This window comes from Citrobacter sp. CK191, assembly GCF_030333435.1.
Lineage (GTDB): Bacteria > Pseudomonadota > Gammaproteobacteria > Enterobacterales > Enterobacteriaceae > Citrobacter_B > Citrobacter_B koseri.
The window spans coordinates 22187-42431 of the sequence record NZ_JAOWFX010000032.1; the positions used below are offsets into that span (position 1 = coordinate 22187).

At 56.9% G+C, this 20245-nt stretch carries 16 protein-coding genes; 8 read left to right on the forward strand and 8 right to left on the reverse strand.

Translation table 11 applies throughout. The features are described from left to right. Positions 1-55: 55 nt before the first annotated feature. Positions 56-376, reverse strand: coding sequence for a PTS fructose-like transporter subunit IIB (locus OGV82_RS16820; RefSeq protein WP_024130658.1), 321 nt, complete (start codon positions 374-376; stop codon positions 56-58). Positions 377-390: 14 nt separating this feature from the next. Continuing rightward, complete coding sequence (locus OGV82_RS16825) at positions 391-1470, reverse strand: PTS fructose transporter subunit EIIC (protein ID WP_012133843.1); 1080 nt, start codon at positions 1468-1470, stop codon at positions 391-393. 308 nt (positions 1471-1778) lie between these two features. On the opposite strand from OGV82_RS16825, the gene ptsP reads away from it, so the two are divergent. The 3 genes from ptsP to gldA are packed head-to-tail and all read left to right on the forward strand — an operon-like array spanning position 1779 to position 6070. Next, complete coding sequence (gene ptsP / locus OGV82_RS16830) at positions 1779-4280, forward strand: phosphoenolpyruvate--protein phosphotransferase (protein ID WP_047459790.1); 2502 nt, start codon at positions 1779-1781, stop codon at positions 4278-4280. Between the two features lie 11 nt (positions 4281-4291). After that, complete coding sequence (fsa, locus tag OGV82_RS16835) at positions 4292-4954, forward strand: fructose-6-phosphate aldolase (RefSeq protein ID WP_047459793.1); 663 nt, start codon at positions 4292-4294, stop codon at positions 4952-4954. A gap of 12 nt (positions 4955-4966) precedes the next feature. After that, the gene (gene gldA / locus OGV82_RS16840; RefSeq protein ID WP_047459796.1) at positions 4967-6070 is read left to right on the forward strand and encodes a bifunctional L-1,2-propanediol dehydrogenase/glycerol dehydrogenase; all 1104 of its coding nucleotides are present in this window, start codon (positions 4967-4969) and stop codon (positions 6068-6070) included. A gap of 97 nt (positions 6071-6167) precedes the next feature. Here gldA and katG read toward each other — a convergent pair whose 3' ends face one another. From katG to OGV82_RS16855, 3 genes are all read right to left on the reverse strand, one after another. After that, complete coding sequence (gene katG / locus OGV82_RS16845) at positions 6168-8348, reverse strand: catalase/peroxidase HPI (protein ID WP_112001494.1); 2181 nt, start codon at positions 8346-8348, stop codon at positions 6168-6170. 162 nt (positions 8349-8510) lie between these two features. Continuing rightward, positions 8511-9401, reverse strand: coding sequence for a methylenetetrahydrofolate reductase (metF, locus tag OGV82_RS16850; RefSeq protein ID WP_012133849.1), 891 nt, complete (start codon positions 9399-9401; stop codon positions 8511-8513). A 157-nt stretch (positions 9402-9558) separates the two neighbouring features. Continuing rightward, positions 9559-10467: a LysR family transcriptional regulator gene (locus OGV82_RS16855; RefSeq protein WP_101744341.1), complete on the reverse strand. Its 909-nt coding sequence runs from the start codon at positions 10465-10467 to the stop codon at positions 9559-9561. A 91-nt stretch (positions 10468-10558) separates the two neighbouring features. Here OGV82_RS16855 and OGV82_RS16860 point away from each other — a divergent pair, with 91 nt between their 5' ends. Next, positions 10559-10930 (forward strand): carboxymuconolactone decarboxylase family protein, encoded by a 372-nt coding sequence (locus OGV82_RS16860; protein ID WP_012133851.1) that lies wholly within the window; start codon positions 10559-10561, stop codon positions 10928-10930. Between the two features lie 80 nt (positions 10931-11010). Here OGV82_RS16860 and metL read toward each other — a convergent pair whose 3' ends face one another. Then, the gene (metL, locus tag OGV82_RS16865; protein ID WP_047459806.1) at positions 11011-13443 is read right to left on the reverse strand and encodes a bifunctional aspartate kinase/homoserine dehydrogenase II; all 2433 of its coding nucleotides are present in this window, start codon (positions 13441-13443) and stop codon (positions 11011-11013) included. Positions 13444-13445: 2 nt separating this feature from the next. Then, positions 13446-14606, reverse strand: coding sequence for a cystathionine gamma-synthase (gene metB, locus OGV82_RS16870; protein ID WP_047459810.1), 1161 nt, complete (start codon positions 14604-14606; stop codon positions 13446-13448). Between the two features lie 267 nt (positions 14607-14873). Between metB and metJ the strand changes: the two genes are divergently transcribed. After that, positions 14874-15191, forward strand: a complete 318-nt coding sequence (gene metJ / locus OGV82_RS16875) for a met regulon transcriptional regulator MetJ (RefSeq protein ID WP_012133855.1) — start codon at positions 14874-14876, stop codon at positions 15189-15191. Between the two features lie 117 nt (positions 15192-15308). On the opposite strand, the gene rpmE is transcribed toward metJ, so the two are convergent. Further along, positions 15309-15521 (reverse strand): 50S ribosomal protein L31, encoded by a 213-nt coding sequence (rpmE, locus tag OGV82_RS16880; protein WP_024130659.1) that lies wholly within the window; start codon positions 15519-15521, stop codon positions 15309-15311. A 206-nt stretch (positions 15522-15727) separates the two neighbouring features. Between rpmE and priA the strand changes: the two genes are divergently transcribed. The 3 genes from priA to ftsN all read left to right on the forward strand — a co-directional run bounded on the left by priA (position 15728) and on the right by ftsN (position 20198). After that, positions 15728-17926 carry a primosomal protein N' gene (priA, locus tag OGV82_RS16885; RefSeq protein WP_101744342.1) on the forward strand — a complete coding sequence of 733 codons (2199 nt, stop codon included), beginning with the start codon at positions 15728-15730 and terminating at the stop codon, positions 17924-17926. A gap of 155 nt (positions 17927-18081) precedes the next feature. Beyond that, positions 18082-19107 carry a DNA-binding transcriptional regulator CytR gene (gene cytR / locus OGV82_RS16890; protein ID WP_012133858.1) on the forward strand — a complete coding sequence of 342 codons (1026 nt, stop codon included), beginning with the start codon at positions 18082-18084 and terminating at the stop codon, positions 19105-19107. A gap of 86 nt (positions 19108-19193) precedes the next feature. Further along, a complete protein-coding gene (gene ftsN, locus OGV82_RS16895; protein WP_024130660.1) occupies positions 19194-20198 on the forward strand; it encodes a cell division protein FtsN in 1005 nt (334 codons plus the stop codon). Positions 20199-20245 lie beyond the last annotated feature (47 nt).

A 20245-nucleotide genomic window follows, 5' to 3' on the forward strand; every position in this document is an offset into this window, starting at 1 on the left:
CTACGGGGATTAACATCGTAGGCCGGATAAGCTTGCGCCATCGGGCATTCTAACGTTAAGCAATTTGCGAAAGATGCGCGTCAATTTTGTTCATAATGGCATCGGCGCGTTTTACCGCATCGCTGATGTTGACGCGGACAATGGTTTTACCCGCAAAGCGTTCCTCAAACTTGATGCCGATATCTTTGGTCAGAATCACCATATCCGCATCCGCCACATCCGCCGCAGTCAGTTCGTTTTCCAGACCAATCGAGCCCTGGGTCTCGACTTTGACTTCCCAGCCTTTCGCTTTGGCCGCGCTTTCCAGCGCTTCGGCCGCCATATAGGTGTGTGCGACACCAGAAGGACATGCTGTTACTGCGATAATCTTCGTCATGGCTCATTCCTCACTTAATTCATCTCAAACTCTAAATCCAGGTCGTCTTCTTTCTCATCAACCTGAGACACTTTCTTACGCGCCAGACTTTTCAGCACGTTAACGCAGATTGCCGTCACTACCGCCCCGACGGCGACTGCCGCGATATAACCCAGCTTGCCTTCCACAACCGGCAGAACAATCAGCCCACCCCAGCCGGCATAACACTGCGCGCCAAACAGCGCAGCCGTTACCGCACCACAGGCAGAGCCAACCATAATGGATGGGATCACGCGCAGCGGATCGGCGGCAGCGAAGGGAATCGCGCCTTCCGTGACCCCAACGCAGCCCATTACCAGCGCAGCTTTACCGGCTTCACGTTCTTCAGAAGAGAAGTTCTTACGACCAACCAGCGTTGCCAGGCCCAGACCCAGCGGCGGAACGCAGATACCCACCGCAGCAATCGCCACCACGCTGTATACGCCCTGCGCCACGCAAATCAGCATGAAGGCGTAGGCCACTTTGTTAATCGGGCCGCCCATATCGAAGGCCAGCATCAGCCCCATGATGACCGCCAGCAGCACGATGCTGCCCTGCTGCATTCCTTGCAGCCATTGGGTCAGGCTGGTGGTTAACGCGCCAACCGGTTCGCCCAACCCCCACATCATGATGCCTGCGGTAATGAAGGTGCCGACGATAGGGATAACGAAGATAGGCATCACCGAGCGCAATACCTTATGCACCGGGATTTTCTTCAGATAATGCACGACGATACCGCCGATAATCCCGGCGATGAGCGCGCCAAAGAACCCGGCGCCAAAGCTGTTGCCCACCCAGGCGCCGATCGCGCAAGGCGCCAGCGCGGAACGTTCAGCAATGGAGTAACCGATATAGGCGGCGAGAAAAGGCACCATCAGCGTCAGCCCTGCGACGCCAATATCAAAAAGCTTCTTGAGATTAGGATCGGTCGCGGCATCGGGAACAGCGCCTTTGCCATACAGCATGACGGAAACCGCCAGCAAGATCCCACCCGCTACGACGAAGGGGATCATATGCGAAACACCGGTCATCAGATGTTGACGGGTGTTTTTCAGGATCTGCACCAACTCTTTCATAAGTCGCTCCCGGGCCGCTTCAGGCCCCTATCCATAACGTTGTTGTGGCAAACAATAGGCAATCCAACGCGGCGCAGACAGTGGATAAAAAGGCCATTTACTGGATTTTTGTAATATCAGTACAAAAATGCGATCCGCCTCATAACTTATCAAACCTCAGAAATAAGATGCCGCATTCCGACTTGTGAAGTGTCTCGCAATTTGACGTGTATGTTACATTTGTCCAGCATTTGGCAGTTTTGTCACATGGCACTATGCGGCAACGCCCTTTTATCCTGTAGCCAGAAAATCGTTATGGGAGAAAGGCAATGGCCCTGATTGTGGAATTTACCTGTGAGCTGCCCAATGGCGTACACGCCCGCCCGGCAAGCCACGTTGAGACGCTGTGCAACACCTTTACCTCACACATTGAGTGGCATAACCTGCGCACCGACCGTAAAGGCAACGCCAAAAGCGCGCTGGCGCTGATTGGCACCGACACGCTGGCAGGCGACGCCTGTCAGTTATTGATTTCGGGTACGGACGAACAGGATGCCCACCAGCGCCTGAGCCAATGGCTGCGCGATGAATTCCCCCTTTGCGATGCGCCTCTGGCGGAGATCAAAAACAGTGAACTGGAGCCGCTTCCAGCATCGCTGACAAACCTGAACCCGCTGTTTTTTCGCGCCCGCGCCGTCTGCACCGGCAGCGCGGGCGGCGTTCTGACGCAGCTCTCCTCGCTGGATCTCAATACGCTCGGCGAACTCCCTGCTGCCAGTGATATAGAGACCGAGCAATCTGCGCTGGATAACGGCTTAACGCTGCTGATAAAGAATATTGCGTTCCGCCAGCTCGACAGCGACGGCGCCACCAGCGCTATTCTGGAAGCCCACCGTTCGCTGGCAGGCGACACTTCCCTGCGCCAACATTTGCTGGCAGGCGTTGCGCGCGGTTTAAGCTGCGCGCAGGCGATAGTCGAAAGCGCCGGGCACTTTTGTGATGAGTTTGCCCGTTCCAGCAGCCGCTATTTACAGGAACGCGCGCTGGACGTACGCGACGTCTGCTTCCAGCTCCTGCAACAAATTTATGGCGAACAACGCTTCCCGGCGCCTGGCAAACTGACCCAACCCACCGTCTGTATGGCCGATGAACTCACCCCAAGCCAGTTCCTCGAACTGGATAAAACGTTCCTCAAAGGCTTGTTGTTAAAAAGCGGCGGTACGACTTCGCACACGGTTATTCTTGCCCGCTCATTCAACATTCCCACGCTGGTTGGCGTGGATATTGAGGCGCTAACGCCGTGGCTGCACCAGACGGTCTATATCGACGGCAACGCCGGTGCGATTGTCGTTGCGCCAGATGAACCCGTCACCCGTTACTACCAACAGGAAGCCCGCGTGCAGGACGCTTTACGCGAGCAACAGCGTATCTGGCTGACCCAACAAGCGCGCACTGCCGACGGTATCCGTATGGAAGTGGCCGCCAACATTGCGCACTCCCTCGAAGCGCAAGCGGCATTCGGCAACGGCGCGGAAGCGGTTGGTCTGTTCCGTACAGAAATGCTGTATATGGACAGAACCAGCGCACCTTGCGAGAACGAGCTGTACAACATTTTTTGCCAGGCGCTGGAGTCCGCACAGGGCCGTAGCATTATTGTGCGCACGATGGATATCGGCGGTGACAAGCCCGTTGATTATCTGAACATTCCTGCGGAAGCCAACCCGTTCCTCGGCTATCGCGCCGTACGCATTTATGAAGAGTACGCCACGCTGTTTACCACGCAGTTGCGATCGATCCTCCGCGCTTCCGCACACGGCAGCCTGAAAATCATGATCCCGATGATCTCCTCAATGGAAGAGATCCTGTGGGTCAAAGAGAAGCTGGCGGAGGCTAAACAGCAGTTACGCAATGAGCACATCCCATTTGATGAGAAGATCCCCCTCGGCATCATGCTGGAAGTGCCATCGGTGATGTTCATCATCGACCAGTGCTGTGAAGAAATTGATTTCTTCAGTATTGGCAGCAATGACCTGACGCAATACCTGCTGGCGGTCGATCGCGACAACGCCAAAGTCACTCGTCACTACAACAGCCTGAATCCGGCCTTCCTGCGCGCGCTGGATTTCGCCGTACAGGCGGTACATCGTCAGGGGAAATGGATTGGCCTGTGCGGTGAACTCGGCGCGAAAGGGTCAGTGTTGCCGCTGCTGGTCGGACTGGGGCTGGACGAGATCAGCATGAGCGCGCCGTCAATTCCTGCCGCTAAAGCGCGGATGGCGCAGCTCGACAGTCGTGCCTGCCGCCAGTTGCTGAATCAGGCGATGGCCTGTCGCACCTCGCTGGAAGTGGAGCATCTGCTGGCGCAATTCCGCATGACCCAGCAGGACGCGCCGCTGGTCACCGCCCAGTGCATCACGCTTGATAGCGACTGGCGCAGCAAAGAAGAGGTGATCAAGGGGATGACCGACAACCTGCTGCTGGCAAGCCGCTGTCGCTACCCGCGCAAGCTGGAGGCCGACCTGTGGGCGCGTGAAGCCGTGTTCTCCACCGGGTTAGGGTTTAGCTTCGCCATTCCACACAGCAAATCTGAACACATTGAGCAGTCCACCATCAGCGTAGCGCGTCTGAAAGCGCCGGTACGCTGGGGCGATGACGATGCGCAGTTCATCATCATGCTGACACTCAACAAACACGCCGCAGGCGACCAGCATATGCGCATTTTCTCACGCCTGGCCCGCCGTATTATGCACGAAGAATTCCGCAACGCGCTGGTCAACGCCGCATCTGCCGAGGCAATTGCCAGCCTGTTGCAACATGAACTTGAACTCTAAGAGGGAGCAAAATGGAACTCTATCTGGATACCGCGAACGTCGCGGAAGTCGAACGTCTGGCGCGCATCTTCCCTGTTGCTGGCGTCACCACCAACCCAAGCATTGTGGCGGCGAGTAAAGAATCCATCTGGGATGTACTGCCTCGCCTGCAAAAAGCCATCGGCGAAGAGGGAACGCTATTTGCCCAGACGATGAGCCGCGATGCGCAAGGAATGGTGGAAGAAGCCAAACGCCTGAGCAATGCCATTCCTGGTATTGTGGTGAAGATTCCGGTCACTGCCGAAGGTCTGGCGTCGATCAAACAGCTCAAAAAAGAAGGTATTACGACGCTGGGAACGGCTGTCTACAGCGCAGCGCAGGGCTTGCTGGCGGCGCTGGCAGGCGCAAAATACGTCGCCCCGTATGTCAATCGGGTTGATGCCCAGGGCGGCGACGGCATCCGTATGGTGCAGGAACTGCAAACCTTGCTGGAGATGCATGCGCCGGGCAGCATGGTACTGGCCGCCAGCTTTAAAACGCCGCGTCAGGCGCTGGATTGCTTACTCGCAGGATGCGAAGCAATCACCCTTCCTTTAGATGTAGCTCAACAAATGCTCAATACCCCTGCGGTAGAGTCAGCTATAGGGAAGTTTGAGCAAGACTGGAATAACGCATTTGGCCACATCAACCTGTGAGGGAAATAAAGTATGGATCACATTATTCAATCTCCTGGTAAATACATCCAGGGTGCAGATGTCATCACACGTCTTGGAGAATATCTCAAACCCCTGGCCAAACGCTGGCTGGTGGTCGGAGACAAGTTTGTCTTAAATTTTGCCCAATCCGCGCTGGAGAAAAGCTTCCAGGATGCCGGACTGGCTCTGGAAATCGCGCCATTTGGCGGCGAATGTTCGCAAAATGAAATCGATCGTCTGCGTATCGTCGCAGATAAAGCGCAGTGCGGCGCCGTTCTCGGCATCGGCGGCGGCAAAACGCTGGATACCGCGAAAGCGCTGGCCCACTTTATGGATGTCCCGGTCGCTATCGCGCCGACCATCGCCTCTACCGATGCCCCCTGTAGCGCGCTTTCCGTGATCTACACCGATGCAGGCGAGTTTGAACGCTATCTGATGCTGCCGCGTAACCCGAATATGGTGATTGTTGATACCAAAATTGTCGCGGGCGCGCCCGCACGTCTGCTGGCTGCCGGTATCGGCGATGCGCTGGCGACCTGGTTTGAAGCGCGCGCCTGTTCACGCAGCGGCGCGACCACGATGGCGGGCGGCAAGTGTACACAGGCGGCGCTCGCGCTGGCGGAGTTGTGCTATAACACGCTGATCGAAGAGGGCGAAAAGGCCATGCTGGCGGCTGAGCAGCATGTCGTCACGCCGGCGCTGGAACGCGTGATTGAAGCCAACACTTACCTGAGCGGCGTCGGTTTTGAAAGCGGCGGTCTGGCGGCGGCGCATGCCATACATAACGGCCTGACGGCGATTCCAGACGCGCATCACTACTATCACGGTGAGAAAGTGGCGTTCGGCACGCTGACGCAACTGGTACTGGAAAACGCGCCGGTTGAAGAGATCGAAACCGCTGCGGCGTTGTGCCATTCCGTTGGCCTGCCGATCACGCTGGCGCAACTGGATATTAAGCAGGATATTCCGGCGAAGATGCGCACGGTGGCGGAAGCCTCCTGCGCGGAAGGCGAAACCATTCACAACATGCCTGGCGGCGCCACGCCGGATCAGGTTTACGCCGCCCTGCTGGTTGCCGACCAGTACGGTCAGCGTTTCCTGCAAGAGTGGGAATAACGGTCAGGAGAGACAAAAAGCCCGCAGATCGTGCGGGTTTTTTTATTTGCCGGATGGCGCTGACGCTCATCCGGCCTACACATTTTACTGAGATGGCTTACAGCAGATCGAAACGATCCAGGTTCATCACTTTCACCCATGCCGCGACGAAATCCTTCACGAATTTCTCACGCGCATCGCTGCTGGCGTAAACTTCCGCCAGGGCACGCAGTACCGAGTTAGAACCGAATACCAGGTCTGCGCGGGTCGCCGTGAATTTCACCTCACCGCTCAGGCGATCGCGGCCTTCGAACAGCTCTTTCGATTCGTCCGCCGCTTTCCACTCGTTACGCATATCCAGCAGATTCACAAAGAAATCATTGCTGAGTACGCCCGGGCGGTCGGTAAACACGCCATTCTGGCTGCCATCAAAGTTAGCGCCCAGAACGCGCATCCCACCCACCAGCGCCGTCATCTCCGGCGCGGTCAGCGTCAGTTGCTGCGCTTTATCAATCAGCAGTGACTCGGTGGTCGACACATCAAGCCGTGCGCGATAGTTACGGAAGCCGTCTGCGATCGGTTCGAGAAGCTCAAACATCTCGATATCCGTCTGATCCTGACGTGCATCCACACGGCCCGGCGCGAACGGCACGCTGATGCTGACGCCCGCCGCACTTGCTGCCTGCTCCACACCGACAACGCCCGCAAGGACGATGATATCGGCCAGAGACGCCTTCCCGGACGATTTCTGAATCTCTTCCAGAACCGGCAGAACGCGCGCCGCAGCGGCGTTCACATCCCAGTCTCGCTGCGGCGCTAAAGCCAGGCGAGCGCCGTTAGCGCCGCCACGTTTATCGCCGCCACGGAAGGTTGACGCAGATGCCCATGCAACCGACACCAGTTCGCTGACGGAAAGCCCGGACGCGGCAATCGCGGCCTTCAGGTTGACGATGTCTTCCTGGCTCGGATTAAATACCGGCTGCGGCAGCGGGTCCTGCCAAATCAGATCTTCTTTCGGTACTTCCGGTCCGATATAGCGCGCTTTTGGCCCCATATCCCTGTGCGTCAGTTTGAACCATGCGCGGGCGAATGCTTCGTTAAACGCCTGCGGATCGTTGAGGAAACGGCGGGAAATTTTCTCGAATTCTGGATCGAAACGCAGCGTCAGGTCAGTCACCAGCATGGTGGGTTTACGTTTCTTCGACGGATCGAACGGATCGGGAATGATTTCTGGCGCATCAACCGCTTCGAACTGGATCGCGCCCGCCGGGCTGCGCGTCTGCACCCACTCGTATTTGAACAGGTTTTCGAAGAAGTAATTACTCCACTGGGTCGGCGTCTGCGACCAGACCACTTCCAGACCCGAGGTAATCGCATCGCCGCCTACGCCGCTGCCGTAGTCACTGCTCCAGCCCAGCCCCTGCAATTCAATCGGCGCGGCTTCTGGATCAACGCCAACATGGGACGCCGCCGCCGCACCGTGGGTTTTACCCAGCGTGTGACCGCCGCCAATCAGCGCCACGGTTTCTTCGTCGTTCATGCCCATATTGCCGAACGTCGCGCGGATAGCCGCAGCGGCGGAAAGCGGTTCACCGCTGTGATCCGGCCCTTCCGGGTTAACGTAGATAAGCCCCATTTCGGTGGCGCCCAACGGCGCTTTCGCCAGCGCTTCGGGATGACGGTGCGTCAGCCAGGCTTTCTCATCCCCCCAGTTCACATCAAGATCCGGTTCCCACACATCTTCACGCCCGGCGCCAAAACCGAACGTACGGAAACCGGAGTTCTCCAGCGCCACGTTACCCGCCAGAATAAACAGGTCGGCCCAGGAGATTTTCTGGCCATATTTCTGCTTGATAGGCCACAGCAGACGACGCGCCTTATCCAGGCTGACGTTGTCCGGCCAGGAGTTCAGCGGTGCAAAACGCTGCTGCCCGCGTCCGGCGCCACCGCGCCCGTCGACGGAACGATAAGTGCCCGCGCCATGCCATGCCATACGAATAAACAGACCGGCATAGCTACCCCAGTCCGCAGGCCACCACGGCTGAGAATCGGACAGGAGAGCTTTAAGATCCCCTTTCAGGGCGGAATAGTCGAGTTTGCTAAATTCTTTGCGGTAGTCGAAGTCCTCACCCAGCGGGTTCGAACGGTTGGAGTGCTGATTCAAAAGATCTACACGGAGTTGGTTAGGCCACCAGTCGTGGCTGCTGGTGCCAGCACCCGCGCTACGGTCGTGGCTGCCCTGATGGAAAGGGCACTTCCCGGTAGACAATGAATTATGGGTATCGTCAGACATGCTCATCTATATGCTCCCTCTACAGTGTTATCGTTACGATATACATCACCAACGATAAGATATAGTTGAAATAACCCACAGATTCGATAGCTAATATCTTTTAAATTTATGTATCAGGCGTCAGATCAAAATGTGCATAAAAAAGCCCTCCGAAGAGGGCTAATCATGTTACAGGCCGGGCCGCACACCCAACGTGTGGCAAATGGCGTAACTCATTTCAGCGCGGTTCAGGGTGTAGAAGTGGAAATCTTTCACGCCTTCACGGCTCAGGATCTTCACCATGTCCATCGCGATATTCGCCCCGACCAGCTTGCGGGTTTCCGCATCGTCATCCAGGCCGTCAAACATCTGTGACATCCACGCCGGAATGCGCACGTTAGTCATATCAGCGAATTTCTTCGCCTGCTTAAAGTTGGAGACCGGCAGAATTCCCGGAATAATTTCGACATCAATGCCCGCAGAGACGCAGCGATCGCGAAAACGCAGGTAGCTTTCCACATCGAAGAAAAACTGGGTAATTGCGCGGTTAGCGCCAGCATCGACTTTGCGTTTCAGGTTGAGCAGATCCGCCTGCGCGCTTTTCGCTTCCGGGTGGACTTCCGGGTAAGCGGCGACGGAGATATCAAAATCGGCAACCTCTTTCAGTAAGCTGACCAGGTCAGCGGCATACATATCCGGCTTGCCGCTCCCCGGCGGCAGGTCACCGCGCAGGGCAACAATATGGCGGATACCGTTATTCCAGTAATCCTGGGCAATGGTACGCAGTTCATCGCGGGTGGCGTCGATGCAGGTCAGGTGCGGCGCGGCTTCCAGGCCCGTACGCTCTTTAATGCCTTTGATGATGCTATGCGTACGGTCGCGCTCACCGGAGTTGGCGCCGTAGGTCACGGAGACAAACTTCGGTTTCAGGCTGCTCAGTCGATCGATAGAGTTCCACAAGGTTTGCTCCATTTCACTGGTGCGCGGCGGGAAAAACTCGAACGAAACATTAATCTGACCCTGAACTTCCGCCAGGCTCTGATTCAGGGCTTCCCGCTGGTTGGCGTGAAAAAAGCTCATACCTTACCTCATCAATCGCATGTCATTATATGTTGTGTTGTGAACATCTATCCGTTTAGACGTCTGGATGTAAAAATGACCGAAAAGTGGGATGCCGTCAACAGAAAAATCACTGTTAAAGGTGAGGAATACTCAGACAACGTGAAAAAAATTCAAATCAGTCCGAAATAATGAAGGATTGCATCGCAAGCGTATTTAACCACCGCAACCGTACAGCGTTCTCAGGCAGCATCACCAGCCCGGCACGAATACGTAATTCAGTGTCGCTAAGTGCGCGGAATATCACGCCCTGGCGCTGAATAGCGGCAAACGAGCCCGGGAGCAAACTCAGGCCATCGCCGTGGGCGATTCGCGCGAGCAGCACATCATGTTCCAGCGGTTCTTCAAGGCAGGAGGGGGCGTAACCAGCGCGACGGAAAATGTGCCGGGTGTAGTCAAAAAAGGCCGGATTACGTTCCCGTTTGAACCAGAACAGCGGGCGGTGGTTAAGCGCAGCTAAGGAGAGCGACGTCAGGCTCGCTTCCGGCCAGACGGAGGGTAATGCGGCAATCAACGGTTCTTGCCAGTCGAGCGGCGTGACGGTTAACCCTGTGGCCTCAAGCGGCAGTGCCACTACCGCCGCATCCAGTTTTCCCCGACGCACCTGGCGTACCAGTTCAGGCGAACCATGACGCACAATATGCAGCCTCTCCACACGTGTATTCAGCTGCGCCTCCAGGAGGGCAAAAATCCCCTGCTCAAACGCGGTGCTCAGCCCTAAACGCAGCGATCGCGCGCCGGTTTGCGCCAGTTGATTCAGCGCAGCATACGTTTTGTCCTGCTGCGCCAGCAGCGGGCGGACGATTTCCAGCGCGCGCAGACCCTCATCCGTCAGCGTGAGTCCACGAGTATGACGGACAAAAAGCGTCACCCCCAGGCGTTCTTCAAGCTGGCGAATATGGCGGCTCAGCGGCGGTTGCGACATAAACAGTCGCTGTGCCGCGCGGCTCATATTGTTCTCTTCCGCCACCACGGCAAAGTAGCGTAGCAGGCGGATATCCAGAGAGTGCAGAGGGAATGTTGTCATACCGAAAAAGTATCACGGAAACGGTATTATCCAAATCATTCCGCACCCCCTATCCTCACGCCACAGACTCCAGACAAACGAGGAATACACTATGCATTCAGAACGCTTTATTACCGGTCAGAAAATGCTGCAACAGGTGGATGGCAAGGGTGGCGATGCGGTGATCGAAAGTTTGCAAGACATTGCGCCAGATTTTGCCCGCTATCTGATCGAATTTCCGTTTGGCGATATCTATTCCCGGCCAGGGCTGGATTTACGCAGTCGGGAAATCGCAACCGTCGCCGCGTTAACCGCGCTGGGCAACGCTACGCCGCAGTTGAAGGTACATATTGCCGCCGCGCGACATGTGGGGTTAACGCAGGAGGAAATTATCGAAGTGATAATGCAGATGGCGGTTTATGCCGGTTTTCCGGCTGCGCTGAACGGTCTGTTCGCCGCAAAAGAGGTGTTTGCAACTCGGTGAATCGCCGGGTGGCGGCGTTGCCTTATCCGGCCTACATATTCCGTAGACCAGATAAACGCAGCGCCATCCGGCAACAAACACTACAGCAGCTGCGCCAGGCGGTTGATATCCGACTGAATCGCCCCGGCGGTGACGTCACGACCGGCTCCCGGCCCGCGGATCACCAGCGGATTGTCGCGATACCAGCGGCTTTCGATGGCAAAGACGTTATCGCACGGCAGCAGCGCCGCCAGCGGATGTTCCGGGCGCACCGCTTCAACGCCAACGCGCGCTTTACCGTTGGCGTCGAAACGCGCCACGTAGCGCAGCACCAGCCCCATTTCACGAGCGGCTTCCAGACGCTGTACCATCTGCTCATTCAGCTCATCGCCATTTTCAAAGAAGTGATCGACAGATCCCTCTTCGCAGTGTGTGGGCACCAGCGATTCAACGCGCACCTGGTCCGGTTCGATGTCGTAACCCGCTTCACGCGCCAGAATCACCAGCTTGCGCATCACATCTTTACCAGAAAGGTCAACACGCGGGTCCGGCTCGGTCAGCCCCTGCTGCCAGGCCTGATCCACCAGATCGGTAAACGGTATGGAACCGTCAAATTGCAGGAACAGCCACGACAGCGTGCCGGAGAAGATCCCGCTGATCGACAGAATGGCATCGCCGCTGTCAATCAGATCGCGCACCGTATAGTTGATCGGCAGGCCCGCGCCGACGGTCGCGTTATACAGCCAGTGACGCCCGGTTTTTTCGAACGCGTCGTGGATCTGGCGATATTTATCGCTGGTGCTCGCCCCCGCCAGTTTATTGGCGCTGATGACGTGGAAGCCGTGGCTGGCGAAATCAAGATACTGATCGGCCAGTTGCTCGCTGGCGGTGACATCCAGCACCACCAGATCGTCATACGGGTGAGCGCGCATCCACAGGAACAGCGACTCTTCATCCTGCTCAATCGCTTCGTCGTTGAAGAACGCCAGCGCACGGCTGGCATCCAGCCCTTCGTAGTTCAGCAGGCTGCGACGGCTATCCACCACGCCCGCCAGGACAAATTCAAACCCGGTACGCGCGGAGAGCGTGCTCTGCTCGCGGGCAAACAGCTCCAGCCAGCGGGAACCGATGTTGCCTTTGCCGAACAGCACCAGGCCGATGCGTTTTTCCGCGCGGAAAATAGACTGGTGCAGCCCCTGAATCAGGCTTTCGGTCGGGCCGGTGCGCAGTACGGCCACCAGGCTGATCCCCTCTTCCGACTGCCAGGTAAATTCAACCGGCTGGCCTTTCAGCTGTTGCCAGAAGCGGTGGCAGTGCAGCGGGTTACGGGTGACGCCAGCGCCAACCATCGCGACCAGCGCCAGCCCCTGACGCAGGCGCAATTCGCCCGGCAGGCCCGCTTCATCAAGAATTTTTAATGCGCTATCAGCGACTTCAGAGGTGTAGCAGAATTGCAGCAGATGGCGATCGTTATGCACGCCAACCGCCAGCGGACGCACCTGCGCCCGTTTCAGAATCTGGTCGACGTCTCTCCAGGCCAGTTTAAAGTCCTGGCTGGCGGGCACCTGAAATTCAATCAGGCAGACGTCATCATGGCTGGTGACGATACGCGCCCCGGTGCCGGACGCCAGCACGCGTTCAATGCGCGTGGACCCCTGATCCGGCGTGTAGCTACAGCGCAACTGCAAATCGATATCGCTGCCGGAAACCGGCTGTAGGGTACGGGCGTGCAGAACCGGCGCGGCCAGACGCGCCAGCTCGCTGGCTTCATCCAGACGCAACAGCGGCAGCAGGCAGGCATCTTTCACTTTACGCGGGTCGGCGCTGTAAACCCCAGCCACATCGCTCCAGATGGTGACGCGGGAAACACCCGCCAGCGCGCCAATTTGCGTGGCGGAATAGTCAGAACCGTTACGGCCCAGCAGCACCGTTTCGCCCGCATTGCTGCGACTGATAAAACCGGTAACGACCAGACGTTTGCCCGGATGCTGCACCAGCAGTTGTTGCAGTAACGGGTAAGAGAGACCTTCATCTACCTGCGGCTGCGCGGCGCGTTCAGCGCGTAAAAACTCACGCGCGTCCAGCCATGCCGACGCCAGTCCTTGCTCATTCAGCACTGCGGACATCAGACGCGCAGACCAGATTTCGCCGTGCCCGACGACTTCGGCATAAACGGCATCGGTCACGCCGCTGTCGAGCAGCGCGGCAAGACGCTCCAGATCGCTAATGAAAGCGCTGATCAGACCATCCGCAACGTCGGCGGGAAGCAGCCCGCTGATCAGATCGCTCTGATAGCGGCGTAACGTCTGTTGCACCTGATGCGCGGAGAGGCGGTCGGTCTGGCTTAACTTCAGCCAGCTAATCAACTGGTTGGTGGTACTACCGGCGGCGGAAACAACCATCATATCGTCAGGCTGCGAGTACTCCGCCATAATGCCTGCGACACGCAGATAACATTTCACGTCTGCCAGACTACTGCCACCAAATTTATGCAGTTGACGACCCTTCGCCCCTGCCTGCGCAATCACACTCATGTTTACCCCTTGTTTGCAGCCCGGAAGCCATTTTCCAGGTCGGCAATTAAATCTTCGCCATCTTCAATACCGGTGGAGATACGCAGCAGCGTCTCTGAAATTCCGGCGGCAGCACGCGCTTCTGGCGCCATGCCTGCATGTGTCATCGTTGCGGCGTGGGAGATCAGGCTTTCAACACCCCCTAAGGATTCCGCCAGCGTAAACAACGACAGCCCGCCCAGGAAACGACGCAGCGTCTGCTCATCGCCATCCAGTTCAAAACTCAACATTGCGCCAAAACCTTTTTGCTGGCGCGCGGCAATCTCGTGCCCTTGATTATCCGGCAGCGACGGATGATACAGTTTTTTCACCAGCGGCTGGGTTTGCAGATAGTCCACAATGGCCTGGGCATTGCGCTGAGCCACGTCCATTCGCGGCGCCAGAGTACGCAGCCCACGTAGCAGCAGATAGCTATCAAACGCGCCGCCGGTGACACCAATATTATTGGCCCACCATGCCAGTTCGGTGACAATCTCTGGATCTTTCGCAATCACCACGCCAGCCACCACATCCGAATGGCCGTTTAAATATTTCGTGCATGAATGCAACACCAGATCGGCGCCCAACGCCAGCGGATTTTGCAGCGCAGGGCTTAAAAACGTGTTGTCCACAACGCTCACCGCGCCCGCTTCTCGCGACAGCTGGCAGATTTTCGCAATATCCACCACGCGTAACAACGGATTACTGGGGCTTTCCACCAGCACCAGCTTCGGTTTTTCCGCCAGCGCCGCTTTCAGCGCCTGCTCATCGCCTTGATCGACAAACAGCACGCGATAACAGCCCCGCTTCGCCAGGCTGTCAAACAGGCGATAGCTACCGCCGTAGCAGTCGTGCGGCGCCACCAGCAGATCGCCCGGCTTCAGGAACACGGTCGTCACCAGCAGAATGGCCGACATCCCGGTATTGGTCAGCACCGCGCCCGTACCGCCCTCCAGCTCCGCCAGCGCGCGCTGAACCACATCACGCGTCGGATTTCCACGTCGCGAATAGTCATGGGCGCGAGGTTCATTAAAACCAGTGAAGTTATAGGTGCTGGAAAGGTGAATCGGCGGGACAACGCAACCGTACTGCTCGTCGTCATTTAACCCGCTACGCACTGCGATGGTGGCCTGTTTACGCGTCATGTTGAGAAGTTCCTGGGCTGAATCGGTGAAAAGTCAGGCACCAGAGTAAACATTGTTACAATAGACGTCAATACATCTGGACATCTAAACTTCTTTGCGTATAGATTGAGCAAACTGGAAATAGCCGTTAAAATTATATGCATTAGCGCACATCTACAGACGCTTAACCCGTGTCACGATATCGCCTGTACGGTAAACTATGCGGGATTACGGCCAGGCACGACGATTCTGGCCCTTAACTAATGACGAGAAGATTAAAGGTATCTCATGGCTGAATGGAGCGGCGAATATATCAGCCCATACGCTGAGCACGGTAAGAAGAGTGAGCAAGTCAAAAAGATTACGGTTTCCATTCCTCTGAAGGTGTTAAAAATCCTCACCGATGAACGCACGCGTCGTCAGGTGAACAACCTGCGTCACGCCACCAACAGCGAACTGCTGTGTGAAGCGTTTCTGCATGCCTTTACCGGGCAACCATTGCCGAACGATGAAGACTTGCGTAAAGAGCGCAGTGATGAAATACCGGAAGAGGCCAAAATCATCATGCGTGAACTGGGGATCGACCCGGATACGTGGGAGTATTGATTTTTTTGCCGGATAGCGGCGGAAGGATTCAGTACCGCAGGTACTGATAAGCGTCAACGCCATCAGGCAAAGACAAAAAAAGCGCCTTTCGGCGCTTTTTTCTTTGACAGCAATAACTTATTTGCTGCCCGGGATGCTGAAACGCTTGTTGAAGCGGTCAACACGGCCACCGGTAGCAACATCACGCTGTTTGCCAGTGTAGAACGGGTGGCATTTACCGCACACGTCCAGGTTCAGGTCGTGACCTGCAGTAGAGCGGATTTTGATGACATTACCGCAAGAGCAGTTTGCAGTAATTTCTTCGTATTTCGGGTGAATATCTTTTTTCATGGGGAAACCTCGGTTTAAGGCCGCGTCGCTCTTCCAGCCCTAACGCCAGACACCACGCGATGTTGATAGTATAGGTCGATGATACAAATGTGTATCAAAGGCGGCGAATCATACAGAATTTGACCAGCGTATGCAAACTGATCCGCGCTCCCTCATCACAATGTGTATACTAACCCGCCAGAATTCAAGTCAGCCAGGATGATTACATGCCCGTCGCGCACGTTGCCTTGCCCGTTCCGCTACCCCGCACCTTTGACTATCTCTTGCCAGAAGGCATGACCGTCAAAGCCGGGTGTCGGGTGCGCGTGCCGTTTGGCAAACAGCAGGAACGCGTCGGGATTGTGGTGTCGGTCAGCGAACAAAGCGAACTGCCGCTTAACGAACTGAAAGCGGTCGTTGAGGTACTGGACAGCGAGCCGGTCTTTTCGCCCTCCGTCTGGCGTTTGCTGCTTTGGGCGGCGGATTACTACCACCATCCAATGGGTGACGTTCTGTTTCACGCTCTGCCGATTTTGCTGCGCCAGGGGAAACCCGCCAGCAACGCGCCGATGTGGTACTGGTTCGCCACCGAAGACGGCCACGCTATCGATCTCAATAGCCTGAAGCGTTCGCCTAAACAGCAACAGGCGCTGGCCGCGCTGCGGCAGGGGAAGATCTGGCGCGACCAGGTGGCGGATCTTGAATTTAATGACGCGGCGCTCCAGGCGCTGCGTAAAAAAGGACTGTGCGAGCTGGCGAGCGAAACGCCCGGCTTTAGCGACTGGCGCACCCATTACGCCGTCTGTGGCGATCGGCTGCGTCTCAATACCGAACAGGCCACCGCCGTTGGCGCCATACACAGCGCGTCGGACAGCTTTTCTGCCTGGCTGCTGGCGGGCGTTACGGGTTCCGGTAAAACAGAGGTCTATCTCAGCGTACTGGAAAACGTCCTCGCTCAGGGCAAACAGGCGCTGGTGATGGTGCCGGAAATTGGCCTGACGCCGCAAACCATCGCCCGCTTTCGCGAGCGCTTCAACGCCCCCGTCGAAGTTCTGCACTCCGGGTTAAATGACAGCGAACGTCTCTCAGCCTGGCTGAAAGCCAAAAACGGCGAGGCGGCGATTGTCATCGGCACCCGCTCATCGTTGTTTACGCCGTTTAAAAACCTCGGCGTCATTGTGATCGACGAAGAGCATGACAGCTCCTATAAGCAGCAGGAAGGCTGGCGTTACCACGCCCGCGACCTGGCGGTATACCGCGCTCACAGCGAACAAATCCCGATTATTCTCGGCTCGGCAACACCGGCGCTGGAGACGTTATGCAACGTGCGACAAAAAAAGTACCGCATGCTGCGCCTGACGCGCCGGGCAGGCAACGCACGCCCTGCCCTCCAGCATGTGCTGGATTTAAAAGGCCAGGAGATCCAGGCCGGGCTGGCTCCCGCGCTTATCGCCCGTATGCATCAGCACCTGCAGGCAGATAACCAGGTCATTCTCTTCCTTAACCGCCGGGGATTTGCTCCTGCGCTGTTATGCCACGACTGCGGCTGGATTGCCGAATGTCCGCGCTGCGATCACTATTACACGTTGCACCAGGCGCAACACCACCTGCGCTGCCACCATTGCGACAGCCAGCGCCCGATACCGCGTCAGTGCCCTTCCTGCGGCTCCACGCATATGGTGCCGGTCGGGTTAGGGACAGAACAGCTTGAGCAGGCGTTGGCGCCCTTCTTTCCCGGTGTGCCGGTCTCGCGCATCGACCGCGACACCACCAGCCGTAAAGGCGCGCTGGAGCAGCATCTGGCGGAAGTCCATCGCGGCGGCGCGCGCATTTTGATCGGCACGCAAATGCTGGCGAAAGGGCACCATTTCCCGGACGTCACCCTGGTGGCGTTGCTGGACGTTGACGGCGCGCTGTTCTCGGCGGATTTCCGTTCGGCGGAACGTTTTGCCCAGCTTTACACTCAGGTTTCCGGCCGCGCCGGACGCGCCGGAAAACAGGGCGAGGTGGTATTGCAGACCCACCATCCAGAGCACCCTTTACTGCAAACCTTGCTGCACAAAGGCTATGACGCTTTTGCTGAACAGGCGCTGGCCGAGCGGCAAACGCTGCAACTTCCGCCGTGGACCAGCCATGTGATTGTGCGGGCGGAAGATCATAACAACCAGCAGGCGCCGGTGTTCCTGCAACAGCTGCGTAATCTGATTCAGGCCAGCCCGCTTGCGGATGACAAGCTCTGGGTATTAGGCCCGGTGCCTGCGCTCGCGCCAAAACGCGGCGGCCGCTACCGTTGGCAAATTTTGTTGCAGCATCCGTCGCGAATTCGTCTGCAACATATCGTCAGCGGCACGCTGGCGCTCATCAATACGCTACCCGAATCCCGCAAGGTTAAATGGGTGCTGGATGTCGATCCCATTGAGGGATAACGGGTCACGATGCGAGGCGGATCGTAAAATTAAATATCCATCACACTTTTTATGAAAATTCTGTAACCGCTTCCATTAACTATCTGATAAAAATGTTTTCGATGTGAGTTAAACAAGGATAGTTCTGCGCCTGATTTCCCAGGCGAGGAGAGAGTGTGAAACCGAAGAAACAGGTTGCTGCCGCTACAATGAAAGATGTTGCTATGAAGGCGAAAGTCTCAACAGCAACCGTGTCCCGTGCGTTAATGAACCCGGATAAAGTCTCCCAGTCGACCCGTAACCGGGTTGAACAGGCGGCGATGGAGGTGGGATATTTACCGCAATCAATGGGGCGAAATAGCAAACGAAATGAATCACGCACCATCCTGGTGATCGTCCCGGATATTTGTGATCCCTTTTTCAGTGAAATCATCCGGGGCATTGAGGTTACCGCCGCAAGCCACGGATATCTGGTGTTGATTGGTGACTGCGCGCACCAGAATCAGCAAGAGAAGACCTTTATCAATTTGATCATCACCAAACAAATTGATGGCATGTTATTGCTCGGTTCACGTCTGCCGTTCGACGCCAGCATTGAAGAGCAACGGAATCTGCCGCCGATGGTGATGGCCAACGAATTCGCGCCGGAGCTGGAGCTGCCTACCGTTCATATTGATAACCTGACTGCGGCCTTTAACGCCGTAAATTATCTGCATGAACAGGGGCACCAGCGTATCGGATGCATTGCCGGGCCGGAGGAGATGCCGCTGTGCCACTACCGTCTGCAAGGCTATGTGCAGGCGCTGCGTCGCTGCGGCATTACCGTCGACCCGCATTATATCGCCCGGGGCGATTTCACCTACGAGGCGGGCGGTCACGCGCTGCAACAGCTGCTTGCGCTTCCGCAGCCTCCGACCGCCGTGTTCTGTCACAGCGACGTTATGGCGCTCGGCGCGCTCTCCTGGGCCAAGCGTCATGGTCTGAAAGTCCCTGACGATCTGTCCATCATTGGCTTTGATAACATTGCGCTGGCGGAATTTTGCGACCCACCTCTGACGACGGTTTCACAGCCGCGCTTCGATATCGGGCGCGAAGCAATGCTGCTCTTGCTCGACCAGTTACAGGGGCAAAATGTCAGCAGCGGCTCGCGCTTGCTGGACTGCGAGTTAATTATTCGTGGTTCGACGCGAGCCTTAACTTAAACCTTTAAGACTCACCTATCTGGTCAAAAGCCCGCCGCTTAAGTAACATGGCGGGCTGACGAACGAATAAATACAGCGAAACGATAGTGGCACAACGAGATTATGTACGTCGCGGTCAACCGGCACCTTCGCGGCGCAAAAAGAGCACCTCACGGAAAAAGCAACGCAACACGCCTGCGGTTTCACCCGCAATGGTCGCTATTGCGGCGGCTGTCCTTGTGGCCTTTATCGGGGGTCTGTACTTCATTACTCATCACAAAAAAGAAGAGTCCGAAACGCTGCAAAGCCAGAAAGTGACCGGCAACGGGCTGCCCCCGAAGCCGGAAGAGCGCTGGCGCTACATTAAAGAACTGGAAAGCCGCCAGCCGGGCGTGCGTGCGCCAACCGAGCCTTCTGCGGGCGGCGAAGTGATGAACCCGGAGCAGCTCACCAGCGAGCAGCGTCAGCTACTGGCGCAAATGCAGGCGGATATGCGCCAGCAGCCGACCCAGCTTAACGAAGTGCCGTGGAACGAACAGACGCCTGAACAGCGTCAGCAGACATTGCAGCGCCAGCGTCAGGCACAGCAGCAGGTACAACAGCAGCAGTGGGCTAACACCCAGCCGGTTCAACAGCCGCGTACGCAGCCACGCGTGACGGAGCAACCGTACCAACAGCCACAGCAGCAACCGCGTACGGCGCAGACTGCGCCTGCACAGCAGCCACGCCAGACTCAGCAGCCGAAGCAGACGACATCCCAGCAGCCTTATCAGGACCTGTTGCAGACGCCTGCGCACACAACGACTTCTCAGCCTAAAACGCAGCAGGCCGCGCCGATCGCGCGTGAACCTGAAGCGCCAAAACAGACGGCAGAGAAGAAAGATGAACGTCGCTGGATGGTGCAATGCGGCTCCTTCAAAGGCGCCGAGCAAGCGGAAACCGTGCGTGCCCAGCTGGCTTTTGAAGGCTTTGACTCCAAAATCACCACCAACAACGGGTGGAATCGTGTGGTCATCGGCCCTGTCAAAGGCAAAGAGAATGCAGACAGCACCCTTAACCGCCTGAAGATGGCGGGTCACACAAACTGCATTCGACTCGCCTCCGGGGGTTGAAACCCCCAAAATCCCCCCCATTTATATTTGCATTATGCCCCGTACCG